The sequence below is a fragment of the Streptomyces sp. NPDC019443 genome, from assembly GCF_044389785.1.
In the GTDB taxonomy this organism is placed as follows: domain Bacteria; phylum Actinomycetota; class Actinomycetes; order Streptomycetales; family Streptomycetaceae; genus Streptomyces.
This window is the reverse complement of record NZ_JBIRYJ010000001.1, coordinates 952,875-978,930: the sequence shown is the minus strand read 5'-3', so window position 1 is coordinate 978,930 and position 26,056 is coordinate 952,875. Positions and strand designations below refer to the sequence as shown.

Sequence of the window (26,056 nt, the reverse complement as noted above, 5' to 3'; positions counted from 1 at the left end):
GCGGCGCGCGGGCGACCCAACCCAGGGAACCGCGGATCGCACCCCCACAGCGAACCGCGGTTCCCGCGCCGCCGCCTGCGCTCCGCACCGTCAGTGGAAAGGGAACACCTTGAACGGTTCCAGACGGAGACTCATATCCGTCGTGGCCGCGAGCGCCACGATCGCCGCAGTCGCCGCCACGTCATCCGTGGCACTCGCCGCCACCCCGCAGAACCCCTCGCCGAAGCCCGCTCCGGCTTCGCAGTCGATGACCGCACTCCCGACCGCGCCGGTCGAGAAGGTCATCGTCACCTACAAGTCCAAGGCGGCCGAGGCCAGTTCCAACAAGGCCGCCGCCGGCGACGCGACGGCCAAGGGCGCCGAGACCGGCGAGAGCCTGTCGTTCGAACGCCGGCTCGCCGGTGGCGCCGCCCTGGTCGACCTGGGTGGCGACGCGTCCAAGAAGGACCTCACCGAGGTCATGGACGCCTTCCGGGCCGACCCCTCCGTCGCGTCCGTGGAGCCCGACATCCGCGCCTACGCGATGGCGGTCACCCCAAACGACACCGAGTACGCCAAGCAGTGGGACCTGTTCGAGGCCACCGGCGGCATGAACGTGCCCGGCGCCTGGGACAAGACCACCGGCAGCGGCGTCACGGTCGCCGTCATCGACACCGGCTACGCCGCCCACACGGACCTGGCCGCAGGCGTCGTCTCCGGCTACGACTTCATCTCCACCTCCGCGGACGCCCGCGACGGCAACGGCCGCGACAGCGACGCCAAGGACGAGGGCGACTGGAACGCCACCGACGGCGAGTGCGGCACCGGTTCCAAGGCGAGCAACTCCTCCTGGCACGGCACGCATGTCGCGGGCACCATCGCGGCAACGGCAAACAACAGCAAGGGCGTTGCGGGCATCGCGTACAACGCGAAGATCCAGCCGGTCCGGGTGCTCGGCAAGTGCGGCGGCTCATCGGCCGACATCGCCGACGCCATCACCTGGGCGTCCGGCGGCACCGTCCCGGGCATCCCGGCGAACCCGAACCCGGCCAAGGTCATCAACATGAGCCTCGGCGGCGCCAGTTCCACCTGCCCGAGCGTCTACCAGAACGCCATCAACGGCGCGGTGTCGCGCGGCACCACCGTCGTCGTCGCTGCCGGCAACAGCAACGCGAACGCTTCCGGCTTCACGCCCGCCAACTGCGCGGGCATCATCAACGTGGCGTCCACCAGCCGTGAGGGCAACCGTTCGTTCTACTCGAACTTCGGCAGCATCGTCGACGTCGCCGCGCCCGGCGGTGAGACCCGCCGCGCCACCGACACGCCCGGCACCATCACCACCCCCGAGAACGGCATCCTCTCCACACTGAACTCCGGCGCCACCACCCAGTCGACGGAGAACTACAAGCCCTACCAGGGCACTTCGATGGCCGCCCCGCACATCGCCGGGCTCGCCGCGCTGCTCAAGTCGGCCAAGAGCACTCTGACCCCGGCCGAGATCGAGGCCGCGATCAAGAGCAACGCCAGGCCGCTGCCGGGCACCTGCACCGGCGGCTGCGGCGCCGGTATCGCCGACGCCACGAAGACCGTGAACGCCGTCACCGGCACCCCCGGCGGCACGACGTTCAGCAACGCGACGAACGTGACGATCTCGGACCTCTCGACCGTGACCTCCTCGATCGCCGTCACCGGCCGCACCGGCAACGCCCCCGCCGCCCTCAAGGTCGACGTGGACATCAAGCACACCTGGCGCGGCGACCTGGTCATCGATCTGATCGCCCCGGACGGGACGGTGCGCAACCTCAAGGCCTCTTCCGGCTCGGACAGCGCGGACAACGTCCTCGCGACGTACACCGTCGACGCGTCCAGCGAGGTCGCCAACGGCACCTGGAAGCTCCAGGTCCGCGATGTGGCATCGGGTGACACCGGCTACATCGACAACTGGAGCCTCACCTTCTAACAGCACCCCGCACAACTGCGTAATCGCTGGTCAGGGGCGCGTCCGCGGCATATTGCCGGGGGCGCGCCCTGCCGCCTGTCCGGCCTCGTGCGTCCGCATGCCGGACTCAAGGCCTGGACTGCGGCGGCCGGATTCGTATGCTCTGCTCCCAGGGCAGGGGGACCGGGCGTGTCCGGAAGGGGGTGGTGGGCACGTGACAACGGCGGCGTACCGCCCCGCGACGGTCGGGCGAGGGGAGCTCCTCGCGCGGCTGGAAAGCGTCCTGCACACCCGTGGGCGCGCCCTGCTCACCGGCCATGCCGGGGTCGGCAAGACGGAGGTCGCAATGGCCGTCGCCGCGCGCGCCGAGTCCCGCGGCGAGAGGGTGCTCTGGCTCGCCACGCTCCCCACCGACCGTGACATACCCGGCGCTGCCGCCGCGGCCCTGGTCGCGTCCGTGTCGGCGAGCGTGTCCTGGGCCCTGCCGGGGGGCCACGGTGGCCCGGGAACTCCCGCCGGTGCGGGCTGTTGTGGAGCTCCGGGCGGGTTCGACATTCTCGAAGGGCTGCCCGGTCCGCAGCGGACCGCCGTCGCCATGCTGTGCCGTGAGGCGCCGATCCCCGAGGCCGGCTGGGACCCGATCGCGCTGCGGCTGGCCCTCGCCCAGATCCTGCGGACCCTCGCCGCGCGCGGTCCCGTCCTGCTCGTTGTCGACGGCGTCCAGCGCATCGACGCCGACAGCGCCGACCTGCTGCGTTTCGCTCTGCATCTGGCCCCCTCCGCGCTGCGGGCCGTTGCCGTCGAGACACCGGCGGCGTACGGCCCCGACACACCCCGTACCGGCGAGCCGCAGCCGGACGCGGCCGGCCCCGAGCCGCTGTGGGTGCCGTCCGAGGCCGATGTCCTGTTCGTGCCGCCGCTGCACGCCGACGAGATCGCCGAACTCCTCATCCACCACCGGCTGCCGTCCCGGATGGCCGGCCGGATCCACAAAGCGAGCGGCGGCAATCCGCGGCTCGCGCTCGCCGTCGGCCGGTCCCTCGCCGACGCGCGGACGCCCGTGCATCATGCCGAGGCGCTGTCCCTCTCCGGGCGCGCCCGCGATCTCGCACGCCAACTGCTCGGCGCCGCGTCTCCCGCCGTCCGCGGCACGCTCCTGCTGGCCGCCCTGGCGCTGCGCCCGACGGCGTCGCTGATCCGCCGCGCGGGCCGCCGCACCGCCGAGGCCGACCTCGCCGCCGCCGAGCGGGCGAATCTGATTTCCCTCACGGACGACGGGACAGTGGCGTTCACCGCCGGTGTGCTGCCCTCCACGCTGGTGCACGACGCCTGCTGGACGGAGCGCAGTGACGGTCACGCGGCGCTCGCCCGGGTCGTGGACGATCCCGTCGAGGCCGTACGTCACCGGGCGCTGGCCACGGACGTTCCCGATGAGATGCTGGCCGCGGAGGTCGCCGTGGCCGCCGACACCGCGCGGCGCCGCGGCAACAGCGCGCTGGCCGCCGAACTCGCCCTGCTCGCCGCCGAGTCCACGCCCGTGCAGCACAGCGCGCAGCGCCTCACCCGGCTCGTCGACGCCGCCCAGGAAGCCGCCCGCGCCGCCCGCGCGGACCTGGCGATACGCGCCGCGACCGATCTCCTCGCCCGCGACGCCGCACCGGCCGACCGGGTCCGCGCGCGGCTCGCGGTGCTGGACACGGCCGGGCAGGGGCTGACCGACCTCGACGAGATCTACGTACACGCGATGGAGGACTCGGAGGGCGACACGGCGCTGCGGGCTGCCGTCCAGCTCCGGCTGGCGGTGAAGTACGTGCTGGCCGACGGCGATCCCGCACGGTCCCGGGCCGCCGCCGTCGAATCCGCCGCACTCGCCGGCTCGGTGGGCGACCGGAAGACGGCGGCCAGGGCGCTGACCGTACAGGCGCGCATGGACCGGGTCCTCGGCTCGCCGGACGCGGAACGGATCCTCGCCGAGGCGCGGGCACTCGAAGTGGTCGAGCGCCCGCTCGGCATCCGTAACGCGGCCCAGATACTGACGATCCGTCATGCCCTGTTCGACGACCGGCTCACCGACGCCCGCGACCAGTTGAACGCCCTGCTGCCGCTGGTCGAGCGGCGAGGCCCGGTCGAGGACGCCATCGAGCTGTTCCGTACGCTCGCGGAGGTGGAGGCCAGGCACGGGCAGTGCGCGGCGGCGCTCTCGCACGCCGGACGGTCGCTCGCCCTGACCCTGGAAGCCGGCCTCTCGCCGGGGCCCGCCTGGTACGCGCTGGCTCTCGCCGAGACCGCGGGCGGCAGCTTCGCACGCGCCGCGAGCTACGCCCGGCGCAGCGCCCAGGCATCCGAGGAGGAGGGCGACCATGTCTTCCTCTCGCGCAGTCTGTACGCACTCGGCCGGGTCCAGCTCGTCGCCGGTGATGTGGCCAACGCCCTGGACACCCTGCGCCGGGTGCAGGCCGGCGAACGCGCCCAGTCAACGGTCGACCCGTCCATGCTGCGCTGGCACGAGGAGCTGGCCGAGGCGCTGCTGGCGAACGACGCCCCGGAGGAGGCCGCGGCCCTGCTCGCCGATGTGCGGCCGGTCGCCGAACGTCTCGGCCGCGCCACGGTGCTGCTCGGCTGCGACCGGGCGTACGCGCTGTATCTGGCGGCGAACGGGCAGCTCGAGGAGGCGACGCGGCTGCTGGCGGAGACGGCCGAGCGCTTCGCCGTGGCCGGTCTGCCGCTGGATCGCGGCCGGACGCTGATCGCGCTCGCCCGGGTTGAGCGCCGCCGCCGCAGACGGTCGGCCGCGCAGAACGCGCTGCAGGCCGCGGCCGCGGTCTTCGAACGGGCGGGGGCGTCCCCGTGGCTGGCGCTGGCGACGGAGACGCCGTCCCGCACGACCGAACCGGCCCCGGACCGCGGCGGCGCCCCGTCCTCCCTCACGGACGCGGAACTGCGCCTCGCGCTGCTGGTCCGCCAGGGGGCCAGCAACCAGGAGGCGGCGGCGAAGCTGTATCTCAGTGTGAAGACGGTCGAGGCCCGCCTCACCCGCATCTACCAGAAGCTGGATGTCCGTTCGCGCGCACAGTTGGCGACCGCGCTGAACGCATGGCCCGGCCACCGGCCGACGGCGCAGACGACGGACAGCCCGGCGGCGGGCTGACCGCCCGGCCCCGAGGGATCATTGATCTCACATCGGTCCGAAACGACCATATGGAGGCCAACGATGGGTACGCAGTCCGAGGGCGTCATCTGGGAGCCCAGCGAGCGCTGGGTCCGCGGGACGAAGGGCGATGTGACCGTCGTCGACAGCCGCCGCCCGATCCTGGTCTGGGAGCCCGGCCGCCCCGTGCCGCTCTACGCCTTCCCCGAGCAGGACGTCCGCACGGATCTGCTGCGGAAGGCCGCGGAGCCCACAACCGGACGCCACGCGGGATCGACGGTCTTCTACGATCTGGAGATCGACGGCGAGGCGACCAGGAACGCGGCGTGGTCCTACCCCGGCGACGAGCTCGCCGGGTACATCTCCTTCGAGTGGTTCGGGCGGGACGTCCTCGACCACTGGTACGAGGAGGAGGCGGAGATCTTCGTACACCCGCGTGACCCGCACAAGCGAGTCGACGCCATCCCCAGCAGCCGGCACGTCCAGGTCGAGATCAACGGCACGGTCGTCGCCGACACCCGCGCACCGGTGCTCCTCTTCGAGACGCAGCTGCCGACCCGCTACTACATCCCTCGCGAGGACATCCGGTTCGGCCTGCTGACCGCCACCGGCCTGCGCACCCAGTGCCCGTACAAGGGCACGGCGACGGAGTACTGGTCCTGGGCGGGCCACGGCGACGCCCCGGCGAACGTGGCCTGGAGCTACCCCGATCCGCTCCCCGCCGTCCGCGAGATCAAGGGCCTGATCGCCTTCTACAACGAAGCGGTCGACATCATCGTCGACGGCGAGCGGCGGGAGCGCCCGGTCTCCCCCTTCAGCGATCTGTTCGCGTGAGAGCGGCGCGGCCAACTGGTCCCGGGAAACCGGAGAGGCCGTATCGGATGGCTCCGATACGGCCTCGACCTGCGTAAACGCCGGTCGGGACGACAGGATTTGAACCTGCGACCCCTTGACCCCCAGGAGTGAGGGTGAGAGGGATTATCGTGACATAACAGATTAATCCTGTGTGGGAGCCGTGCGTGAACACCCAGCACGTTCGCTACCGCGCACACCGTGTGGTCCCCAGCTGGTCCCCAGAGAGCCGGTGCTACCGACCGGGCCCCTGCTTGCATACCGCGTGAGAGGACGGGGAGAAGCGTCCATGCCGCCCGACTGCAAGTGCCGCCTCGTAGCCTGCCGACATGCCATCGACTCGGGATAGCTTCCGATTCACTGCGCTGATGGCCCAGGCCGACGCCGATGACGATCTGGCCTGGGCCATGCCGGTGGACTCCACCATGGGTTATATGAGGCTAGGCGCCACCGTCGCCGTCGTCAGGACTCGTCTTCGGCTCGGTGGGTGTGTTCGGGGCCGGGGTGGGCTACGCCCGGAACGAGCGGATTGTCGTAGTCAAGTTCGATCTTGCCGAAGGCTGTACCCGGGATCGGCGCCGAGTCGTTGTCGGCGGTGATCAGCTGGACCTGAGAGGCGTGGGCCTCCGCGAGTGTTTGAAAGCGCTGGTAGGTCGGCGCGGTTGTGCAATCCGCACGAGGCCGAGCAGGCAATTGTGTACGCCGGGGCGCTGAGCAAGTCGGCCTACCACTCGTGGGAGGACTTCTCGGCGGCGTACGCACTGGGCAGGTGCTGCGCTTCGACGACGAGGAGTACGGCTCGTTCTACGAGCAGAACGTCATCGCCCACCGTCTCCTGACGGAGACCGAGGGCAGCCCGTGGCGGAACATACCCTGGCGCTGAGCCCAGCTCTCGGGGGAGTTGAGGGCGAGCGACGGGTACTCCTGGTCGGCGGCGGTGCGCAGCGCTGAGCGGGAGGGCGGCCGCCGGGTGCGCGCCGACCGGCGACGTCTGGACGGGCCGCTTGACGTCGCCGCCAACACCCGGGGCCGCCTGCCGGGCGTGTCAGCTTCCTGGTGTCCGGCGCAGGCGCACTGGCAGGCCGCGGTGGCCGTTGAGGACCACTGAGGGCAGGCGTTGGAGTTGGTCGGCGGGGATGGCGAGGGTGAGGTCGGGGAAGCGCGCGAAGAGGGCGGGCAGGGCAATCTGGCCTTCCAGGCGGGCCAGGGCAGCACCGGGGCATACGTGCGTGCCGTGACCGAAACTCGTGTGGCCGCTGGGCATGGTGCGGGTGATGTCGAATCGGTGGGCGTCGGGACCGAAGCGGTCGGGGTCACGGCCCATGGCGATGTAGGAGATGAGGACCGGTTCGCCCTCCTGGACGAGGACGCCGCCGATCTCGGTGTCCTTGGTGGCGTAGCGGAAGGGGGCACTGCTGACGGGTGGGTCCCAGCGCAGGGTCTCCTCGATGGCGCCGGGCCACAGGCGGGGATCGGTGCGCAGACGGGCGAGTTGGTCGGGGTGCGCCAGGAGAGCACGGACGCTGCTGATGAGCAGATGGACGGTGGTTTCGTGACCGCTGCCGAACAGAGTGCGCATGATGCCGACCAGCTCCACATCGCTGAGGTCCCCGCCGTCGGGCTGGATGGCCAGGGCGCTGGTGAAGTCGTCGCCCGGGTTCTCGCGCTTGGCGGCGAGGAGTTCGGCGAACAGGGCATGTATGCCCTCCGATGCGGCCAGGACCTGCTGGGAGGCGACGAGGTCGTCGAACAGGAGGCTGTACAGCGCGCGCAGTCTGCCGTGCCAGCTGGTGGGAAGCCCGAACATCTCGCTCATGACGGCCATCGGGAGGGGAAGGGCGAAGGCGGCTTTGAAGTCCACTATCCCGTTGGGGTCGGAGGTTGCGGCTTCGGCGAGCTGGTCGAGGAGGGCGGTGGTGACCTCCTGGGTGGGGGGGCGCAGGCGGTCCATGCGAGCGGGGGTGAATTCGCGGGCGAGGGGGCCGCGCAGGCGCCGGTGCCCGTCGCCGTCGATGGTGGACATGCTGTTGGGAAGGTTGACGTAGGCGATGAGTGGCCAGTCGGCGGGTAACTCGCCGCGCTGCCATGCACCCCATTGTGCGATGTTCTTGACGAAGGTGGCGGTGTCGCGGAGCACGTCGCGGCCGAGGGCGTCGCTGGTGATGGCCCAGCACGGGACGCCGCCGGGGAGAGCGATGGGGACGACGGGGCCGATCTCTCGCATGCGGGTGGCCTCCTCCTGGGGATCGGCGGCCTCAGGGTCCAGCTGGAAGAGCGGGTGGTCCAGGGTCGGTATCATGAGTGTCCTCCATCGGGATGGGTGGTGAAGACGGCGGCAAGGTGGTCAGTTCGCACAGCCACTGGTGAGTCGATGGTCATGGCTACGGTTGTTCCAGGTTCGCGGGTCCGGGCTGTGCGCGGCCCCGTGCGCTTTCCCGCGGTCTTTGTGTCCTGCTTCCCCACAGCACCTTGACCGCTTTCGTGGTGAGCTTGGGGCGTATCCGGGGGCCGCTGAACATCACGGCGGCGAGGCTGGGTATCCGGGGTACACGACTGCTGATCACGGTGTGGCTGCGGGTGAACTCTCGTAGGCCGGTTACGCCCTTCATCCGGCCCGAACCGCTGTTCTTGGTGCCCCCGAAGGGGACGCTCGGCACTCCCGCCCCGACCACGGCGTCGTTGACGTCGACCGTGCCCGCTACCAGACCCGCGGCCAGGCGCCGTGCGCGGGCGGTGTTGTTGGTGAAGACACTGGAGCTGAGGCCGTAGTCGGTGGCGTTGGCCAGGTCCAAGGCCTGTTGTTCGCTGTCGGCTTGAAGGATGGACAGGACGGGCCCGAAGCTCTCCTCGAGGAACAGATCCGATCGCGGATCGACATCGACGACCACGGTCGGCTCGAAGAATATCCCCTCCCTCTCGGTCCGCCATCCGCCACCGGTGAGGATCCGGGCACCGCCGGCCACCGCGTCCGCCAACCTGCACACGAGAACGTGCGCCTGCCCGAGGTGCAGGAGCGGGCCGATGTGGGCGTCCGGCCCCGGGCCGACCGTCAGCCGACGCGCGGTGGAGACGACCTCGTCAACGAAGCGGTCGTGAACCGCGGGGTTGACAATGGCGCGCTCGATCGACATGCAGGTCTGGCCGGCGTTGGCGAACGCCGCTCCGGCCGCGGCTCGGGCTGCTTGGGTCACGTCCGCGTCATGCCACACGATCATCGCGTCGTTGCCGCCGAGCTCGAGGATGACGGGGGTGAGGGTGGGTGCGGCGGCGGCCAGCACCCGTCGGCCGACTGTGGTGCTGCCGGTGAAGACGACCTTGTCGACCCCTGACCGGACGAGGGCCTCCCCCGTCGTGCCGTCACCCGACACCACCTGGACGAGATCGAGTCCGGCGCTGGCGAAGACTTCTCCGATGAGACGGCCCACTCCCACCGTGCGCTCGGCCGGCTTGAGTACCACGGTGTTCCCGGCGACCAGAGCGTGGGGGATGGAATGCAAGGCAATGGCCAGCGGATGGTTTCCCGGCGCGATGACTCCCACGACTCCGTAGGGCTGGTGGAACAACCGCGCCCGTTTGGTGACGAACGGCCGGGTCGGCAGTGTCTGTGGACGCAGTTTGCGGGGTGCGACACGCCCGGCCCAAGACAGGGCGAGACAGCCCGATATCACCTCGAACCATGCGTCGCTCAGCGGTTTGCCGGTCTCGGCGGCGCACATGCGGGCCAGCAGCGCCCCGTTGTCGGCGAGCGCCTGACGGACCACCAGCAGCCGCTGTCCCCGTTGCCGTGCGGAGAGCGCCACCCATGCGGCGGCGGTGTCCCGGGCGCGCGCCACGGCGGCACGGACGTCATCCTGGCCCATGATCGGGGCGGTTTCGATGAGTTCGCCGGTGACCGGGTTGACCGAGGCGATACGCCCTGACGGCGGGGCGGAGGCGGTCATGAGACTTCCCGGGGCTGGTGGACGAGGAGTGGGGAGATGATGCCCGCGCGTGCGTGACGGGCGCGGCGGGCGGTGACGACGGGGAAGCGTCCGGTCGGCCAGGCACCGATCTTCATGATGGCCCGGCCCATTTTCACCCTCATGCTGGATGGCTGGAGGAGCAGCGTTCCTTGTGGGGTGATGGAGAATCCGGTTCCTCGTAGCAGCACCGGGATGCGGGATGTCCGCCCGGTGTCCCTTTCCGTGATTGTCACGAGCGGAGTGCCGTCTTCCAGGATGTGCAGGCTGTGGTCGGTCCAGCGGAACTCCGCGGCTGAGGCTGAGGCGTTCCACAGTGTTTTTTTGGCCTGGGCCGCCTGCTGTGTGCTCACCCAATAGTGGTGTGTGTACACACCGATACGGCGCTTGCAACGGACGACCGAGGCGACGGCGAGTTCGTCGTAGGTGAGGTCGCCCGTGTAGCGGCACGCGAACAGGAAGAACCCGCGCCCGCTGCCGAGTGGTGCCATGCCGGTCGGCAGCGGCCAGCGCTGGTCCGCGCGGAACCAGCCGAACCAGGCTGCCCCCGCCAGCCGCCATGGCATCGCCGGCCAGGCGGCAGTGCCTGTCCGTTGTTGTTCACATTCGCTCATCGGAGTCCTCCCTCTCGGAGGTCACGACGGGAAGGTGACCGTAGTCGCGGCGGGCGGCGCCGCCGAGCGAGGTCAGCCATCGCACGGAGCCGGGGAGCGCCGCGTACAGCAGGTACACCACTGACAAGGAGGCGGGAATGTCGACTTTTGGCCTGCGGTGGACGATGGCCTTGACCACCGAGATTGCCACCTGGGAAGGGGTCAGGCGGGGCAGGAAGTCCGCCATCCGGGGCAGGGCGTTGGACGGTACGTGCTCGCGGAAGAAGTCCGTACCGCAGACGGCTCCCGGTCGCACCAGGGTCAAGGAGACCCCTGATCCCCGCAGCTCGTTGCGCAGGGTCTCGGTATAAGCCTCGAGTGCCGCCTTGACCGCCGCGTACGCGGCGGAGGCCCCGCCGGTGTACACCCGCCCGGCCGACGACCCCATGGTGACGATATGGCCGCCGCCTTGCCTGCGCATGAGGGGCAGCACACTCTTGGTCGTGTACACGGTCGCGTGATAGCCGGTGGCCATGGTCAGCTCCGCTTCCTCCACCGTCATGTCCTCCACGGTCCGCCAGCGGATGAACGCCGCATTGTTGACCAGGACGTCGATGCGGCCCATCCGTTGACGGGCCTGGTCGATCCACTTCTCCACCTCGGCGCGGCGGGTCACATCACCCACCGTGAAGGTGATGCGGGGCCCCCAGGAGGCCGCCCGTGCCTCCTGCCGGGCCCGGTTGACCTGCGCCGGTGAGATGTCGCAGATCTCGACGGTCGCGCCGCGCTGGGCCAGGGCGACCGCGATGGCCCAGCCGATGCCGCCGGCGCCGCCGGTGACCAGGCAGCATCGGCCGGCGAGCGGGGGCTTGACCGGTATCCGACGGGCGCGCCGGGTGAGTTCGAGGAAGGCGCTCATAGCCGGACGTCCGCGCCCGGACAGAGAATCAGCGTGAATCCGGGCAACTGGTCGATGCCGATGGCGGGCGCGAAACGGGGTTCCAGCAGCGGTGCCTGAGGGTATCGGCCCCGCGGCCCAGGGTTCCGCGGGCGGCGGGCCAGGTTCTGCGGCGAAGCATCAAGAGCGAGTGCGTTCATGGTCCCTGCCTTTGCTTGTGTCGGAGAGCTGGTCCGGTTGCGCCGGACCCGGCTCGTCTGGCAGCGGCCGAAGCGCCTTCGGCCTGCGCTGTCCTCGCACCGCCTAGACCACCGATCGCCCGGTGTCGTTCGTGATCGAGCGGGCAGGCGGCTATCACGTCATGGACCTGTGTGCGGAGCTGGTTTTCGAGCTCGGGGCGGCGGGCGAGTTCGTGTGTCCGGAGCAGCTGTTGCTCATGCTGATCACGCTCCTGGTCCCTTCGTGGTGGTGAGGGAGGTGTGGTGTCGGGTGAGGGCTGCGAGGATGGCGGAGCGCACGACGAGTTGGGGGGTGTAGAGGGCTTTGCCGAGCCAGAGTTCGGGCAGCGGCTCGTCCTGGTGGGTGCGGAGGAAGGCGATTGCCTGGGTGATCTCGGTGGTCAGGGACAGCTGGTAGCGGGGTGCGGCGGCGATCAGGGCGCTGACCGCGTAGGCGGTCTCCTCGCAGGTGCCAAAGGGCTCGAACGCGCTCCATCCGCCGTCGCTGTGCCGGGTGTCCAACAACCACTCCAAAGTGGCACGGCCGAGTTCGGGCGCCACCTCGCTGAGGACTTCCAGGGCCCTGCAGCTGGCGTAGTACGCCGAGGCGTGCCATTTGTCGTACCAGTAGGCGCTGTCGGTTCTGCTGTCTGCCAGGTAGGCGAGGATGCTGGTGATTTGCCGGCGGTGGGTGTCGGGTGCGGTTGTCAGGACGTTCAGGACGTGGATGTTCGCGGAGACGGAGGGGTGCCGTTCGAAGTGGTAGGTGCGGTAGCCTCGCGGGCTTTCGAAGGGTCGCAGCACCTCGAGGGGGACGGAGTGGCCGATGGAGCGGAGGAGTTTGATGGCCACTGCGGTGTCGTCGCAGTCGGTGGGGATGCCGTCGGCGGCCATGCCGATGCCGTCATCGCGCCAGATGGCGCGCAGGGGCTCGATGTGGGGACGTAGGAATGCCGTGGGCAGGCCGCCGCGGCGCAGGTTGTCGAGCACCCAGATTCGATCGAACACCTCGTACGGGCTAATGGTGGGTGCTCCTCCGTCCGGGGTCTCGCGCAGGGTCCGCTGCAGGAAGCGGAGGCCGTCCCGGGTGGGACGGACGGTGTGCGCGTAGGCGGTGGAGGAGGGTGAGCAGCCAATCGAGCCGCTCGTCCCCGCCAGGCCGGTGAGTTCCTCGGGCGAGAGGCGGTCGTCGAGGGATTCCAGGGAGTGCGCCAGGGTGCTGGCGAGGTGTCTGCTGCCGGTGGGGAAGAGGGCGAGTTTGCGCTGCTTCAGGTCATGGATCCAGGCATAGTCCGCGTAGGGCAGGGCGAGACGCAGGCTTTGGGCCTGGTCCAGGAGGGTGGGGAAGATCATCTCGAAGGCGACGGTCTCGTGCGGGTCACCGCGCAGTTGGGCACTGTGACGGGCCAGGTAGGCCACGCCCCGGGCCACGGGGACGGCTCCGGATCCGGGCGCCAGCAGCTGGTCACGGTCGGCCTCGGCCAGGGCGACGGTGGCCGCCAGGGTGCAGACGGCGCGGTCGTGGGGGATGGCGATGGTGCCACCCCAGGAGCCGTCCGGGTGCTGGTGGGCGAGCAGCCAGTCCACGGTTTCGGGGAAGTGCAGCCCGCGGTGCGGATGCGGGGTGCGCAGGCGGGCCAGTTGGGCGGTGTCGTAGGCGCTGGAGGTAATGTTCCCCTGGCCCAGCCGGGCCAGCAGGCCGGCGGCCGTGCGGAGTTCGGGCTCCGGGGCGGCGGCTGGAGTGGAAGTGACGTCGATGTGGGCGGCCATGGAGGCTCCTCAGCGGATCCGCTGGATGCGGATGGTGTCGGGCGGGACGAGAGTGGGCCCGGATCTGCGGGGCCGGGCGCTTCCCGATCCGTGGAGCCGGACGGCGATTCCGGGCATGGTCAGGAGAATGCCGATGGCGATCTTCATCTCGTGCAGTGCCAGGGCGGCTCCCAGGCAGCGGCGGGCCCCGGTGCCGAAGGGAAGGTATTCGGTACCGCTGAACCGGCAAGCCAGGAAGCGGTCGGGAACGAAGGTCCCGGGGATGGGGTAAAGCTCCGGGCGGCGGTGCACCGCGTGCAGGCAGGCCACGAACTCGGTGGGCGCGGTGAACTGCCATCCCAGCGCCTGAAACGGCCGGATCACCCGGCGGGTGAACCCGGTCGGCACCACCGAACCAAACCGCAACACCTCCTCACACACCGCTCCCAAGTAGGGCAGATCAGCCATGCGGTCGAGCGGGACGGGAGCAGGCAGTGTCGCGAGTTCGGACCGCAGTGCCCGCAGGACCTGGGGGTGGCGGTGGATCTGGTCGACAGCGATAGCCATGGCGGCGGGGGTGGACTCCTGGGCGGCGACCAGTAAGGTCACCAACTGGTCACGGACCGTCCGGTCGGAGACCTCCGGCTCGGCGGCGGCCAGGTCCGCAAGAACGCTCCCCGCAAAGGGTCCGGGATCATGACGGGCCCGGGAGATCTCCCGGCGGACCAGGGTGTCCAACTGGTCAAGCCGGTCCGGGAATCCGCCGCCGGCGGACCGCAGGGAGTCGGTCACCTGATGGAAGGTGTCCAAGATCTGGTCGGCCCGCTCCGGGGGAAGGTGGCCGAAGGCGAACAGCACGATGACACGCAGCGAGATCTCCTGGGTGATCCCGGTGAGCGGGACACCCGCATCGGTACTCCTGCGGTCCAACGTCTCGGCCGTGATGCGGCTGATGGCGGCGCTGTGCGCGCGCAACCGGTCCCCGTGCAGGGACGGTGCCAGCAGCTTGCGCAGCTCCCGGTGCTCCGCCCCGTTGGCCCCGCCCACCGAGTGCTCCCCGGCCAGCTCCCCGAACAGGCTGGAGGCAACCACCGAGAGATCCACGGCGTGCCCGATGAAGATCTCCCGCACCTCGTCCGGCGCACACACATGCACCCGGGGCGGCCGCCCGGGACGATACACGGTGAACGTGTCGCCGTATCGTCCGATCAGAGCCTCGACCACGCCCCACGGGTCCCGCTCGTAGTGGCGCTCGGCTCGGGCGTCGAAGGTCGGGCCGGGCGGCAGGGGGGCGCCGTCGGGGTGTGAGCGCCAGCCGGGGATCATGGGTTCCCCGCCCTTCGCCGGAAGGAGCCCGACGCACGCGCAGGAGTGTGGTCGTCCAGGGAGGCTGGTGTGGCTTCTCCGGGAGTCGCCGTGCGCGGCGGGTGTGAGCCGGGTGTGAGCAGCAGCTCTGCTGCTCGGGTCAGGGTGGGGACCACCTGCCAGGCACGGCCGGCCAGGTCGCCGACGGCCTCCTCGGCCAGCAGCACGCCATTGCCGGTCGCGGTGAACAACGCCACGTCGTTGTCGGCGTCACCGATCGCCATCACGTCGCCCGGGAGCAGGTGGTGGCGGGAGCAGAAATCCAAGAGTTGCCGGTGCTTGAGTCCGGCGGTGTCCAGGGTGAACGACAGGTCCGCCAGGATGCCGTTGGCGTCGAAGGACAGGTGGACGTTCGCGTAGGACTCGCCTACCCCGAGCCGGTCAGCGACAATCTGCACATACAGGCTCATGGAGCTCGACACCAGCGCCACCGGCAGCCCCAGGGCGTGCACGCGTGCGATCAGGTGCGGCGCATCCGGGCGCAGCGGCATCCGGTGGAAGAGTGTCTCCAGCCAGGTCTGGCTGACTGGGCCTGAGGCGCTCCAGCGCTCCAGCAGGAGGTGGCGGGCTTGAGCGTAGGGGATCTGGCCGGTGTGGCAACCGTAGGAGAGCGCCACCAACTCCTCAGCCGGCATGCCCAACTCGGCGCTGGTGGCGGTCAGCGAGTCCGCAGCGGTGAGGGTCCCGTCAATGTCGATGACCACGGCCTTGAACGTCCTGATTGCGTTCCCCCCGTCCGTCATGAGGTCCTCCGGGTGGCTTGTTCGGCAAGCTGCCGCAGCGCCGTCGTTCCCGCCGGGTCCAACGGTGCCTGCTCCAGGACTTCCAGTCCTGTCCGCAGTCGATCGGCGATCATCTCCTCGACAGCGGTCAGGGCGCCGGTGGCCACCAGCAGCCCTCGCGCTTCAGCGGCCCCGTGCTCGTCCAGCTGCGGATCGCCCACCAGGGCCCGCAGGCGCGCGTCCTGGGCGGGGTTGGCCTCGCGCAGGGCGAGCGCGACGAGTGTGGTGCATTTGCCGTCGCGCAGATCGTCCAGGCGGGACTTGCCGGTGATGGTGGGGTCGCCGAAGACGCCCAGCACGTCGTCGCGCAGTTGGAAGGCCTCCCCGATCGGGAGCCCGAAGGCGGTGCAGGCGGCCAACTGCTCCCGGTCGGCTCCGGCCAGGGCGGCGCCCAGCTGCAGCGGGCGCTCGACGGTGTACTTGGCGGTCTTGTATCGGATCACGGCGAGGGTGGCGTCCAGGTCAGCACTCAGGAACCCGGTGGCCAGCAGATCGAGATACTGACCGATCATCACCTCGGTGCGCATGGCCTCCAGGACCGGGCGTGCGGCACGCAGCCGGCCCCGGGGCAAACCGCCGGTGTGGAACAACTCGTCGGACCACACCAGGGCCAGATCGCCCAGGAGGATCGCGCCGCTCACGCCTAACCGGTCGGCGTCCCTCTGGTCTCGGCGGTCCAGGTACTGGGTGGTCAGGGAGCGGTGCACGGTGGGGCGGCCGCGCCGGGTGTCGGAGTCGTCCATCACATCGTCGTGGATGAGGGCGAAGGCGTGGAAGAGCTCCAGCGCGGCCGCTGCACGCAGCACCGGGCCAATCTCGCCGGTTCCACCGGCCGCGTACCAGCCGCAGCAGCACAGCAGCGGCCTGATTCGCTTGCCTCCGGCGGCCAGAAAGTCACGGAGCTGGTCGATCAGGGGCAGCAGACAAGGATGGGCGACCGTCCGGGCCTTGTGCTCCAAAAAGTCCTCCAGCGTGGTGTCCACCTCGCGGCGCAGGGTGGCCAGGTCGGCCGTGCCCGCGGCGATTGTCGCGGGCGTCATGCGGGGCCCGTCCCGGTCTGCGCGGTCAGCCGGATGGCCTCTTCGAGGAGCCGTTCGACGATCTTGCTCTCGGGTACGGTGGCGACCACGCGGCCACGTACGAAGATCTGGCCTTTGCCGTTGCCGGAGGCGACTCCGATATCGGCTTCGCGGGCTTCGCCGGGGCCGTTGACGACGCACCCCATGACGGCGACCCGGATCGGAGCGGGGAATCCCTCGAAGGCGGCCTGGACTCTTTCCGTCAGGGCCAGGACATCGACCTGGGCGCGGCCGCAGGACGGGCAGGACACGATCTCCACGCCCCGCTCGCGCAGGCCGAGGGATGCCAGGATCTGCTGGCCGACCTTGACCTCCTCGACCGGCGGCGCGGTGAGAGAGACGCGGATGGTGTCGCCGATTCCTTCGGCGAGCAGGACCCCGAAGGCGACCGCGGATTTGACGGTGCCCTGCGGCAAGGGTCCGGCCTCGGTGACGCCCAGGTGCAGGGGGTAGTCACAGGCGTCCGCGAGCCGCCGGTAGGCGGCGATCATCACCAGCGGGTCGTGATGCTTGACCGAGAGCTTCAGGTCGGTGAAGCCGTGCTCCTCGAACAGGGAGCACTCCCACAGGGCGGAGTCGACCAGCGCCTGGGGGGTGGCTTTCCCGTGCCTGGCCAGAAGGCGTTTGTCGAGGGATCCGGCGTTGACACCGATCCGGATCGGCACCCCCGCGGCCGTGGCGGCCTGCGCGATCTCCTTGACCTTGTCGTCGAAGGCCTTGATGTTGCCGGGGTTGACGCGGACAGCGGCGCACCCGGCGTCGATGGCAGCGAAGACGTACCGGGGCTGGAAGTGGATGTCGGCGATGACGGGGATGGTCGCCTTGCGGGCGATGGCCGGGAGGGCGTCGGCGTCGTCCTGGGAGGGGACCGCGACGCGGACGATGTGGCACCCGGTGGCGGTGAGTTCGGCGATCTGCTGGAGGGTGGCGTTGATGTCGGCGGTGAGGGTGGTGGTCATGGACTGGATGGAGACCGGTGCGCCGCCGCCGACGGGGACATCGCCGACGTGGATTTGTCGGGTGCGGCGGCGCACTGGGGCGGGAGGGGCGGGAGGAGACAGGTTGACGCGGGTCATGCGGTGCTCCTTGGCAGGGGACGCGGGCAGGTGCTGCGGCTTCCGTTCTGGTAGGCGGTGGCCGGCCAGCAGACGGCGGGCGGTGTCGGCCAGGGCCGGGCCGGTGATCCCGGCCGTGTGCTAGAGGTCGTTGCGGTCGCCGTGCGGCAGGAACGGGGTGGGTAGGCCGAGCGCGTGGACGGGGTGGTGATGCCCGCCCGGATGCAGTCGTGGGCGATCAGGGTGCCGATGCCGCCGTCGGCGATGCCGTCCTCGACCACCAAGGCGAGGCGGTGACGGGCAGTCAGATGAACGAGGCGGGATTGACCGGTGCGGCCCAGCAGGGGTCGACGGTGACCCCGATCCCGGCGTTGTCCTGCGAGGGGCACGCCACTCGGACGATGTTGCAGCCGGCCGCGGTGAGCTCCGCGATCTGTTGGAGGGTGGCGTTGACATCGGCTGTCACGGTCGTCGTCATCGACTGCACCGACGCCGCGTGCTCGCTGCCCACGCCGACCTTGCCGACAGTCAACTGGCGGGTGGGTCTGCGCCGCGGCGGTACGGCGGGCGGCAGGCCGGGCAGCCCCAGCATGACAGGGCTTTCTCCAGTCATCAGCCCATCACCTTCTCGGTGCTCTGAAACCCAACCGTCGTGGGGGCCTCAACAGACGCCGGTGCGGATCCCGGGTTCACGATGGCGCCGCCGAGTAGCCGCTCGACCAAGTTCTCGGCGTCGAGTCCTTGAGCGGCGAGAACGTCGCTGCGCTGTCCTGCGGCGAGAAACTGCGGCGCGAGGCCGAAGGTCCGCACGGGTGTACGTACGTTGTGCTCACGCAGCAGTTCGGCCACCGCTGTCCCGACACCGCCAGCGCGATTGCCGTCCTCGACGACGGCGACCAGACGGTGGGCGATGGCCATCGGCACCAGGGCCGGGCTGACCGGAATGACCCACCGCGGGTCCACAACCGTCACGCCCACCCCCTGCTTGGCCAGCCGCTCGGCCATGGCCAGACACGCGGGAGCCAGCGCGCCCACGGACACCACCAGGACAGCCGAGCGCGGTTCGCGCCGCAGTACGTCCAGCCCATCGACGTGGTCGATCGCGGGTACATCCGGGCCCACCGCCCCTTTGGGGAACCGCACGAGCGTCGGGCCGTCGGAAACGGACACCGCCTCGGCCAGCTGCTGCCGAAGCGTGACCGCATCCCGCGGCGCTGCTATACGGATCCGGGGAAGTAGCCCGAAGACGGAGAGGTCCCACATGCCGTGGTGGCTGGGGCCGTCCTCTCCGGTCACCCCCGCACGGTCCAGCACGAATGTCACCGGGAGCCTGTGCAGGGCCACGTCCATCAATGCCTGGTCGAAGGCACGGTTGAGAAAAGCGGAGTAGACGGCGACCACCGGGTGCATGCCGGCCATCGCCAGGCCCGCCGCAGAAGTGACCGCGTGCTGTTCAGCGATGCCCACATCGAAGACGCGGTGCGGATACCGCTGTGCGAGCGGATGCAGGCCGGCCGGCCGGAGCATGGCCGCGGTGATGGCTACCAGGTCGTCCCGGTCGTCGGCCAGTGCGGTCAACGCGGAGGCGAACACCTCGGTCCACGATGTCTTGTCGTTCCTCGGTGGCCTGCCCGTGGCCGGGTCCACCACTCCGACTGCGTGCAGGCGGTCAGCTTCGTCCGCCTCGGCCGGCGGATACCCACGTCCCTTGTCGGTCACGCAATGCACGACCACGGGGCCCCCCTGGTCCCGAGCCTGCATGAAAGCCGACTCCAGCGCCACGGCATCGTGGCCGTCCACCGGCCCCAGGTAGGCCAGTCCCAGGTGCTCGAACAGCGACCATCCCGGCTCCACACCGGTGCCCTTCGGGGCGGGGCAGCCACGCAGACGGGCCAGATGGTCCGCGAGGCCCCCTGACGTCGGTGCGTAGGAACGCCCGTTGTCGTTGATCACGATGACCATTCGACGGTCCTTGGCCGCCCCGATGTTGTTGAGCGCCTCCCAGCACATCCCGCCGGTCAGTGCGCCGTCCCCGACGACCGCGACCACAGTGCGGTCGTGCTCGCCACGCAGCTGGAAGGCCTTGGCCATGCCATCCGCGTAGGACAGCGCGGTCGAGGCATGTGAATTCTCGACGAGGTCGTGCTCCGACTCCGCGCGGCTGGGGTAGCCGGACAGACCATCGGCCTGTCTGAGCTGAGCGAAGTCTTCCATCCGGCCGGTGAGAAGTTTGTGGACATAGGCTTGGTGGCCGGTGTCCCACAGGATTGGGTCCCGGGGCGAGTCGAAGACACGGTGCAAGGCGATGGTCAGCTCGACCACCCCCAGATTGGGCCCCAGATGTCCCCCGGTGCGACACACGGTGGAGACCAGGTAATCCCGTATCTCATCGGCCAGTACCAAGAGGTCGGCGGCGTCGAGCAACCGGAGTTGGTGTGGACCACGGACTCTGGACAGTAGGTCAGTCACCGTACGCACCTTTTTGGGAAGGTTGAATCGGATGGTTTCTTCGGCGACTCGCCTCTCGGCAACGGTCACAGGTCCTAGGCCGCGGAAGGCCTCGACAACCGCGCTGATCAGATCGGGCGGGGCGGATGCGCCCGCTGTCAGCCCGACCGTTTCGCAGCCGGCCAACCAGTCCAGTTCGATATAGGAAGGCGTCAATCAGGTAGGCCCAGCATCTCGTCCTCATCTCGTCAAATCCACCAGGGAACAGGGGCAGTTCAGATCATCCGACATCACCCGGTAGGCTAGGCCGAGAAATTCTCCGTAGGAATCCTGCCATTGGGCGTCGTGGTCGAAGGATTCGGCAACTCAGCCAGAGCCCGTACTGTTCGGCCACAATCCGTTCGGTTTCATCGACCCGCCCGCATGGGCGATGATAGGGAGGAAGGTTCGGCTACCCAGTCACTTATGCCAAGTTCAAGGCCCCCACGCCTCGAGGGAAGTGGGGGCCTGATTACCGTTGAAGAAAGGGTAAAGGTGTGGAACTCAGGGCCGATGACCCGAAGGCTGGGATTCGGGGGTGTCGAACTCAGTCCTTACTATTGACCGGGGGCCGGGCGACGTACGCACCGGAGCGACTGACGGCGAGCCTGGCATCGTGTGCAATGAGGGCTGCCTGCACTCGGCTTCCACAGTTCAACTTGGAAAGCAGGCGGCTGATGTGGGCCTTGACACCACCCTCACTCAGGTAGAGGGCGCGTCCGATCTCGTTGTTCGCCATGCCCCGCGCAACGTGTTCGAGCACTTCTCTCTCCCGGGCCGTGAGACTGCCAACCAGTTCGCGAGCCCGTTCGACACGGTCCACGTCGATCTCCGCGATGCGTTCGAGCACCCACTTGGCAACTTTTGGAGAGAGCACCGCTCCGTCGGCCACCGCTGCCGTGACTGCCGCGATGAGATCCAGGGGGTTCCCATCCTTGAGCAAACATCCGGCGACGCCCGCTCTCAGTGCGTGCTCGACGTGGCTGTCGGTGGTCGAGGACGCGAGCAGAACAACGGCGGTGGTGGGCGCCACTCGCCGTACGTACTTTGCGGCCGCCGCACCGTTCATGCCGGCTATGTCCCCATCCATGAGCAGCACTTTGGGGCGGTGGCGCACTACCAGCTCGACCGCGCCACCAGCGTTGCAGGCCTCTGCCACAATCCTGATGCTCTCCGCCTGCTCCAGCAGGGCTCGGATACCCCCCCGTACCAAGATGTCACGATCGACTATTCCGACTGTAATGACCGCGCCGGCGATCTCGCTGGTGCCATGCGATAACTCAGCGACCGGTGCTCGCCGATCGGGAGAGGACCCAGCGCCCAACCTTCGCTTCCCTCCGTTGGTAGATGCCGCAGTGCTCACAGGGTTGGATTGGGGATCAGGCAATAGGCGACGCTCTGACATGAGACGACTCCTTACGGGAGCGTACCGTTGCTCGTGATGTTTCCGGGGGCTCTGCAATCGTTCACGGTCACAACAGTCAAAGGGTTTCAACCTGTTTCTCAAGAGGTGACTCTGCTGGCATCCACGGGTCCCGCGACCAGCCGCATTCCCGGTCAGGGTGCAGGAGGGGTATCGCTGCTGACTCAACGCATAACTGGATAGAAACTGGATAGAAATGGGCTGAGCGAGCGGAACGTCCGCCGGATAAGGAATGCTGGATTTCCATGAAGCCTGCTGCGTCTGACACCCCGTCCACACCTGACCACGTGTCGGTCCCGCAGGTCGTTCAGAAGACGGATGGCCTGCGCGGCATGCCGCAGTACGCTGCGCAAAGCCGGAAGACGCCGCGGCAGGTCGGGTTCGTCCATCAGAGTCCACAGGGCGGCCAGCTGCTGTTCGACGCCGATGGACCAGCTCTCCGCCCGGCTACGGTCCGCCCGGCCCGGGGAACGCAGTGTTCTCCGTCAGCTCCTTCATGGACAGTCTTTCCTCGGAGCAGGACGGAGACTTGGTGCCGAGCAGACAGTTGACCTGATCGCTGACCGCGCCGACGCCCCGTACGAACCCCGGCGCTCCCCGATTCCTCATCGTCGGCTGCACCGAACCCGCCAGCAGCAGTGTCGGCTTCGGCGCGCCCTGCTGCTGGGCTACTACGACAACCACCGGCTGCGCTACGCGGCAAGATCGGCACCGGCTACTACCAAACGCCCCTGCTCGATCTGTTCCGCCGCCTCGACGCCCGCCGGCAGCCCCGTTCCCCTTCGACGAAGCCGTTCGTTCGGCCCGGCCGGAGTGTGCTGGGAGGCCGGGCAGTGACCGCTGGGGACAGGGTGCCAAAGCAGGATCAGAGGTGGGTCTGAGGCCTGTCGGTGGTCGCGTCGTCGAGGCACTGATCGACGTAGGCGCCATTAGCGATGGGGATGGCGGACAGGACTTCGGCCGGAAGATCGAATGCCTCGACGAGGATCATCATGTGCGGGGCGAGCTCGGCGATGACGGTGTCGATGGCCATGGGCAGTGCGCGTACATGGTGGACAGTCAGGTGTTCCTCGGCGAGCAGGTCGCCGGTGTGCTGGCTGAGCTGCTTGAGCAGGAACAGCCGGCACAGGCTGTGGAGCAGGAAGCGCGCCGTGGGGTCTGCCGCCTGAACGGCTGCTGCGAGAAAGGCGTCTGTGGCCTGGAGGCGGGCGTGGGCGGAGACCATCTCCAAGGCGGCGGCCGAGGTCTCGTTCCAGCGGGCGGTCGGTTCCCCGAAGGCCCCTGGCGCAGGGCGCTCCTGGCTCGGGCCTGCCATATGCCTTCGACCTCGGCGAGGAGGTCGCGCAGGTAACGAAGGTCAGTCAGTTCCCGTTGCGTAGCGGGAAGGCCGTGGGAGCTCGGCCGGTCCACCTGGTGACCGAAGACCATCTGGGCGGCAGCCTTCGCCCAGATCACGAGGTTGTCGCCCTCGGCGGTGATCCCGCCTTCGATGTTCAGCGGGAGGTCGGACAGGCCGTTCGCGGGGAAGAGTCCTTGTGCCCCGCACCGCTCTCGGCACTCGATCGTGATCGCGCGAGCCTGCCAGGTGATCCAGCCCTTGGAGATGGCCACCAGGCGCTCGACTTCCGCCCGATCTGCGGCAGTACGCCCCGCCCAGCGGGACACCGCCGTTCGGTGCAGGAAGTTCATGGCGTATGCCGTCGCAAGCCCGTGGAGGAGTCCACTGTGATGACTGCGGTGGGCGGCCAGCGGCACGCGCTCGTCAGGCTTCGGCCCGCTGATGAGCCGACCATGGGCGTAACGCACCGCGATGGTCAGCGCTGCTCGCGACATGCCCAAGGTACCCGCGCTCATACAGAGCTTGCCCATGGTGACGCGGCTGATGGAGCGTAAGAAGCGTTTGCGTCCGCTGCCCAGGTTGCTGCTCAGAGTTCCGTCGTGGTCCAGTCGGCCGTGCTCGGCCTCCAGCAGGGAGAATTCCTCGCCGCTGAGGAGCTTGCGCCAGGTCTCATGGACCCGGTCCCGTTCGCCCTGATCGAACAGCAGGTGTGCCAGCTCACCGGAGGCTCGGGCGGGTGGCCTCGCGTATGAGGCCGGACCGTCCGGACAAGCCGTGTGGCCGGTCTCCTTCATCTCTGTGCCGGTCGGGATTTCCTTCGGGAACGTCAGCACGATCACGGACCTCTCTGCATGGTTGAGGGGCCGAGCAGGTGGGACGCGCAGGCACAAGATACGAACCCGCGCTGCTCGTAGGGGAAGCGCCGACTGACGCACTCGCGCCCACCTGTCTGGCTGTCTGACAGGTTTACGGGCGATCCTGCGGGTCATCAGGAGGCGCTGTCAAGGCTACGGCGGTGCGATCAAGCCATCTCGGACTTCGGCGCCGCGGTGGCTGTCGGCGCCCGTCCCGCGTGACGGCCGCTTCCACGGGGTACCCGCGATGCATGTCCGACGCTTACGCACACACAAATCCGCAGGTCCGGGCGCGCGTTGCGGCGCTGCTCAGTGGCTGGGACCGGCAACTCCTGCACGCCGTCGCCTCCCGGCACGGGCCGGGCAGGGCGCGGCCGGTACTCGACGCGGTGCCGGTGACCGACCGCCAGGCCGCCCGCGTGCTGCTGCCCCAGCTACGAACACGATTCCAGAAGATCACCATGGTGTGGGCCGACGGCGGCTACACCGGACGCCTCGTCACCTGGGCGCGGGAGAAACTCCAGCTCACCCTCGAGATCGTCAAACGCAGCGACGACGTGACCGGGTTCGTGGTGCTGCGGAGGCGGTGGGTGGTTGAGCGCACGCTGGGTTGGTTGATGCGAACGCGCCGCCTGGTGCGGGACTTCGAGACGCTGCCCGCGTCCAGCGAGGCATTCATCTACTTCTCGCAGGCCATGCTCATGAGCCGCCGTCTCGCCCGCCCCGCGGTGCGGTCGCGGTCCGATCAGTCGCGGTGGGCTGCCGCGGCGTGAACCGCCCGGCGGGCGAGATGGCCAGCCAGCCCCGCTCGGCCAGGCGTTTCGCCTTGGACCGCACGCCCTCGATCTTCGCCGGCACCAGGTGAAGCCCCAGCCGGCCGGTCAGTTCCTTCGCCGACACCCCTTCATCGCCGCCGACTTCGTCCTCCACCAGCCCGACGATCCGCCGGTAGTCCGCCGCGAGGGACTGCACGGACACCCCCGGATGCCAGCGCGGCACGACCGATCCCGCGACCGGAGCAACCTTAGACGGTGTCCTATGTGGTGAGGCGGAGGAGTCGCTTGTAGCAGCACAGGGCCGCGGCGAGGCCGAGAAAGGCCAGGTAGTTGCGGGGATGGCGTTCGTAGCGGGGGCTGAGCCTGCGGTATCCAGACAGCCACGAGATCGTGCGCTCGATCACCCACCGACGGCGGCCCAAGCGTTCGCTGGACTCGATGCCTTTGCGCGCGATCCGCACGCCGATGCGCTTGCCACGTAACCACTTGCGCAGGTGGGGAATGTCGTAGGCCTTGTCGGCGTGCAGGCGTTGGGGTTTGAAGCGGCGGCCGTTGTGGGGGTCGTGTCTCGTTTGGTGACCCTCGACCATGGGCTTCAGACCTTCGCTGTCATGGGTGTTGGCGGCGGAGACGCCGACGAGAAGGGGCAGTCCGTTCACGTCCGACAGGACGTGCATCTTGGAACCCGGCTTGCCCCGGTCCACGGGGCTCGGACCTGTGTGTTCGCCCCTTTTTTAGCGCGTACGTGGGCGGAGTCGAGGACCACACGCGACACGTCGATCAGGCCGGCGTCGTCGAGTTGGTACAGGACCGCTTCATGGAGCCGGCCCCACACCCCGGCCCTCGACCAGATCATGAACCGGCGGTGGGCGGTCGACTTCGAGACCCCGAAGCATGGCGGCAGAGCCCGCCAGGCACACCCGCTGACCAGCACGTAGATGATCGCTGCGAACAGCGTCTCATCAGGCGTGTTCGGTGTTCCGCCGCCCTGCGGCCGCACCCTGTCCTCCGGAATCAACGGCCTGGCGAGCTCCCACAGGCCGTCCGGAACGATCCAACTCCACGTACCCCGCCCCATGAACAGCCCAACGACCGATCACCACATAGGACACCGTCTTAGCCTGCGAGGGTGTCCCCGCCGCTGCCTGTCGCGGATCGTTGGCCGCGTCGGCCGGAGGGGTCAGGGCCTCGGAGGTCTCCTCCCGGGCGATCAACCGGCGTTCCAACACCGCCTCCGCCTCAGCGAGTTCGGCAAGAACCCGCTCGGCTTCCGCACGAAGCTCCTCCGCGCGCACCCGGGAAGCCGTCTCCCGCTCTCCCAGCAGCCCCATCACCGATGCCACCGGTCAACTCCGCATCGCCGAGAACGAACTGATCGCCCACACCCTCCCGCAACGACACCGGAACCGTGCCAGACCAGCCGAAACTCAACGATCACATCCGGTAAGGCAACGGCTTCTCAGCTTGACTCTGTCGGGGATCTTGTAGCCGTCGAGTTCAGTCGCTGGCGGTCCGCCAGGACTTCAGCCGAGGGATTCCATGCTGGTCCAGGAAGGCGGTC

Annotated in this window: 21 protein-coding genes and 3 pseudogenes; 7 read left to right on the top strand and 17 right to left on the bottom strand. The window is 69.2% G+C overall.

All coding sequences use genetic code 11. The features are described from left to right. The first annotated feature begins 142 nt into the window (after nt 1-142). The 4 genes and pseudogenes from ACH492_RS04440 to ACH492_RS04425 all read left to right on the top strand — a co-directional run. Nucleotides 143-1,939: a S8 family peptidase gene (locus ACH492_RS04440; protein WP_398982604.1), complete on the top strand. Its 1,797-nt coding sequence runs from the start codon at nt 143-145 to the stop codon at nt 1,937-1,939. A gap of 193 nt (nt 1,940-2,132) precedes the next feature. Next, nucleotides 2,133-5,066 carry an AAA family ATPase gene (locus ACH492_RS04435; protein ID WP_398982602.1) on the top strand — a complete coding sequence of 978 codons (2,934 nt, stop codon included), beginning with the start codon at nt 2,133-2,135 and terminating at the stop codon, nt 5,064-5,066. A gap of 63 nt (nt 5,067-5,129) precedes the next feature. Next, the gene (locus tag ACH492_RS04430; protein WP_398982601.1) at nt 5,130-5,900 is read left to right on the top strand and encodes a DUF427 domain-containing protein; all 771 of its coding nucleotides are present in this window, start codon (nt 5,130-5,132) and stop codon (nt 5,898-5,900) included. 665 nt (nt 5,901-6,565) lie between these two features. Further along, nucleotides 6,566-6,801 (top strand): annotated as a pseudogene (locus ACH492_RS04425) (DUF1266 domain-containing protein); the annotation flags it as partial. Between the two features lie 162 nt (nt 6,802-6,963). Here the strand turns inward: ACH492_RS04425 and ACH492_RS04420 are convergent. The 4 genes from ACH492_RS04420 to ACH492_RS04405 all read right to left on the bottom strand — a co-directional run bounded on the left by ACH492_RS04420 (nt 6,964) and on the right by ACH492_RS04405 (nt 11,389). Then, on the bottom strand, nt 6,964-8,217 hold the full coding sequence (locus ACH492_RS04420) for a cytochrome P450 (RefSeq protein ID WP_398982599.1): 1,254 nt from the start codon (nt 8,215-8,217) through the stop codon (nt 6,964-6,966). A gap of 82 nt (nt 8,218-8,299) precedes the next feature. After that, nucleotides 8,300-9,859, bottom strand: a complete 1,560-nt coding sequence (locus ACH492_RS04415; RefSeq protein WP_398982597.1) for an aldehyde dehydrogenase family protein — start codon at nt 9,857-9,859, stop codon at nt 8,300-8,302. Beyond that, nucleotides 9,856-10,491 carry a hypothetical protein gene (locus tag ACH492_RS04410; RefSeq protein ID WP_398982595.1) on the bottom strand — a complete coding sequence of 212 codons (636 nt, stop codon included), beginning with the start codon at nt 10,489-10,491 and terminating at the stop codon, nt 9,856-9,858. Before ACH492_RS04410 ends, ACH492_RS04415 begins: the two co-directional genes overlap by 4 nt. Beyond that, the gene (locus ACH492_RS04405; RefSeq protein ID WP_398982593.1) at nt 10,478-11,389 is read right to left on the bottom strand and encodes an SDR family NAD(P)-dependent oxidoreductase; all 912 of its coding nucleotides are present in this window, start codon (nt 11,387-11,389) and stop codon (nt 10,478-10,480) included. The genes ACH492_RS04410 and ACH492_RS04405 overlap by 14 nt, the downstream gene beginning before the upstream one ends. 301 nt (nt 11,390-11,690) lie before the next feature. On the opposite strand from ACH492_RS04405, the gene ACH492_RS04400 reads away from it, so the two are divergent. Beyond that, nucleotides 11,691-11,840, top strand: coding sequence for a hypothetical protein (locus tag ACH492_RS04400; protein ID WP_398982591.1), 150 nt, complete (start codon nt 11,691-11,693; stop codon nt 11,838-11,840). Here the strand turns inward: ACH492_RS04400 and ACH492_RS04395 are convergent. From ACH492_RS04395 to ACH492_RS04345, 11 genes and pseudogenes are all read right to left on the bottom strand, one after another. Further along, on the bottom strand, nt 11,812-13,356 hold the full coding sequence (locus ACH492_RS04395) for a prenyltransferase/squalene oxidase repeat-containing protein (RefSeq protein ID WP_398982590.1): 1,545 nt from the start codon (nt 13,354-13,356) through the stop codon (nt 11,812-11,814). The genes ACH492_RS04400 and ACH492_RS04395 overlap by 29 nt on opposite strands. Nucleotides 13,357-13,365: 9 nt before the next feature. Beyond that, the gene (locus ACH492_RS04390; RefSeq protein ID WP_398982588.1) at nt 13,366-14,661 is read right to left on the bottom strand and encodes a cytochrome P450; all 1,296 of its coding nucleotides are present in this window, start codon (nt 14,659-14,661) and stop codon (nt 13,366-13,368) included. After that, the gene (locus ACH492_RS04385; protein WP_398982586.1) at nt 14,658-15,443 is read right to left on the bottom strand and encodes an HAD family hydrolase; all 786 of its coding nucleotides are present in this window, start codon (nt 15,441-15,443) and stop codon (nt 14,658-14,660) included. Before ACH492_RS04385 ends, ACH492_RS04390 begins: the two co-directional genes overlap by 4 nt. Further along, nucleotides 15,440-16,522, bottom strand: a complete 1,083-nt coding sequence (locus ACH492_RS04380; protein ID WP_398982584.1) for a polyprenyl synthetase family protein — start codon at nt 16,520-16,522, stop codon at nt 15,440-15,442. Before ACH492_RS04380 ends, ACH492_RS04385 begins: the two co-directional genes overlap by 4 nt. Then, complete coding sequence (gene ispG, locus ACH492_RS04375; protein ID WP_398982582.1) at nt 16,519-17,637, bottom strand: flavodoxin-dependent (E)-4-hydroxy-3-methylbut-2-enyl-diphosphate synthase; 1,119 nt, start codon at nt 17,635-17,637, stop codon at nt 16,519-16,521. Before ispG ends, ACH492_RS04380 begins: the two co-directional genes overlap by 4 nt. A gap of 346 nt (nt 17,638-17,983) precedes the next feature. Continuing rightward, a pseudogene (locus tag ACH492_RS04370) lies at nt 17,984-18,229 on the bottom strand (flavodoxin-dependent (E)-4-hydroxy-3-methylbut-2-enyl-diphosphate synthase); the annotation flags it as partial. Further along, the gene (locus ACH492_RS04365) at nt 18,229-20,085 is read right to left on the bottom strand and encodes a 1-deoxy-D-xylulose-5-phosphate synthase (RefSeq protein ID WP_398982580.1); all 1,857 of its coding nucleotides are present in this window, start codon (nt 20,083-20,085) and stop codon (nt 18,229-18,231) included. The pseudogene ACH492_RS04370 and the gene ACH492_RS04365, both read right to left, overlap by 1 nt. Before the next feature lie 565 nt (nt 20,086-20,650). Then, a complete protein-coding gene (locus tag ACH492_RS04360) occupies nt 20,651-21,427 on the bottom strand; it encodes a LuxR C-terminal-related transcriptional regulator (RefSeq protein WP_398982578.1) in 777 nt (258 codons plus the stop codon). A 546-nt stretch (nt 21,428-21,973) separates the two neighbouring features. After that, nucleotides 21,974-22,210, bottom strand: coding sequence for a hypothetical protein (locus tag ACH492_RS04355; RefSeq protein WP_398982576.1), 237 nt, complete (start codon nt 22,208-22,210; stop codon nt 21,974-21,976). Nucleotides 22,211-22,391: 181 nt separating this feature from the next. Beyond that, a complete protein-coding gene (locus ACH492_RS04350) occupies nt 22,392-22,841 on the bottom strand; it encodes an acyl-CoA dehydrogenase (protein ID WP_398982574.1) in 450 nt (149 codons plus the stop codon). Nucleotides 22,842-23,017: 176 nt separating this feature from the next. Next, a pseudogene (locus ACH492_RS04345) lies at nt 23,018-23,359 on the bottom strand (acyl-CoA oxidase); the annotation flags it as partial. A gap of 105 nt (nt 23,360-23,464) precedes the next feature. On the opposite strand from ACH492_RS04345, the gene ACH492_RS04340 reads away from it, so the two are divergent. Together ACH492_RS04340 and ACH492_RS04335 are read left to right on the top strand one after the other, a co-directional pair. Further along, a complete protein-coding gene (locus tag ACH492_RS04340) occupies nt 23,465-23,617 on the top strand; it encodes a hypothetical protein (RefSeq protein ID WP_398983338.1) in 153 nt (50 codons plus the stop codon). Nucleotides 23,618-23,970: 353 nt separating this feature from the next. After that, nucleotides 23,971-24,492: a transposase gene (locus ACH492_RS04335; RefSeq protein ID WP_398982572.1), complete on the top strand. Its 522-nt coding sequence runs from the start codon at nt 23,971-23,973 to the stop codon at nt 24,490-24,492. On the opposite strand, the gene ACH492_RS04330 is transcribed toward ACH492_RS04335, so the two are convergent. Next, nucleotides 24,419-24,697, bottom strand: a complete 279-nt coding sequence (locus ACH492_RS04330) for a hypothetical protein (RefSeq protein ID WP_398982570.1) — start codon at nt 24,695-24,697, stop codon at nt 24,419-24,421. The two genes, ACH492_RS04335 and ACH492_RS04330, sit on opposite strands and share 74 nt — an antisense overlap. Nucleotides 24,698-24,755: 58 nt before the next feature. After that, nucleotides 24,756-25,573 (bottom strand): IS5 family transposase gene (locus ACH492_RS04325; RefSeq protein WP_398982567.1). Its coding sequence is split into 2 segments (ribosomal slippage): nt 24,756-25,225 and nt 25,225-25,573, totalling 819 coding nucleotides; the frame shifts between segments, so codons are not numbered across the junction. Between the last annotated feature and the right edge of the window lie 483 nt (nt 25,574-26,056).

Coding starts and splice junctions, on each gene's coding strand:
- ACH492_RS04430 (WP_398982601.1), top strand. CDS start 5,130: ATGGGTACGCAGTCCGAGGGCGTCATCTGGGAGCCCAGCGAGCGCTGG.
- ACH492_RS04420 (WP_398982599.1), bottom strand. CDS start 8,217: ATGATACCGACCCTGGACCACCCGCTCTTCCAGCTGGACCCTGAGGCC.
- ACH492_RS04415 (WP_398982597.1), bottom strand. CDS start 9,859: ATGACCGCCTCCGCCCCGCCGTCAGGGCGTATCGCCTCGGTCAACCCG.
- ACH492_RS04410 (WP_398982595.1), bottom strand. CDS start 10,491: ATGAGCGAATGTGAACAACAACGGACAGGCACTGCCGCCTGGCCGGCG.
- ACH492_RS04405 (WP_398982593.1), bottom strand. CDS start 11,389: ATGAGCGCCTTCCTCGAACTCACCCGGCGCGCCCGTCGGATACCGGTC.
- ACH492_RS04395 (WP_398982590.1), bottom strand. CDS start 13,356: ATGGCCGCCCACATCGACGTCACTTCCACTCCAGCCGCCGCCCCGGAG.
- ACH492_RS04390 (WP_398982588.1), bottom strand. CDS start 14,661: ATGATCCCCGGCTGGCGCTCACACCCCGACGGCGCCCCCCTGCCGCCC.
- ACH492_RS04385 (WP_398982586.1), bottom strand. CDS start 15,443: ATGACGGACGGGGGGAACGCAATCAGGACGTTCAAGGCCGTGGTCATC.
- ACH492_RS04380 (WP_398982584.1), bottom strand. CDS start 16,522: ATGACGCCCGCGACAATCGCCGCGGGCACGGCCGACCTGGCCACCCTG.
- ispG (WP_398982582.1), bottom strand. CDS start 17,637: ATGACCCGCGTCAACCTGTCTCCTCCCGCCCCTCCCGCCCCAGTGCGC.
- ACH492_RS04350 (WP_398982574.1), bottom strand. CDS start 22,841: ATGGCAGGCCCGAGCCAGGAGCGCCCTGCGCCAGGGGCCTTCGGGGAA.
- ACH492_RS04335 (WP_398982572.1), top strand. CDS start 23,971: ATGTCCGACGCTTACGCACACACAAATCCGCAGGTCCGGGCGCGCGTT.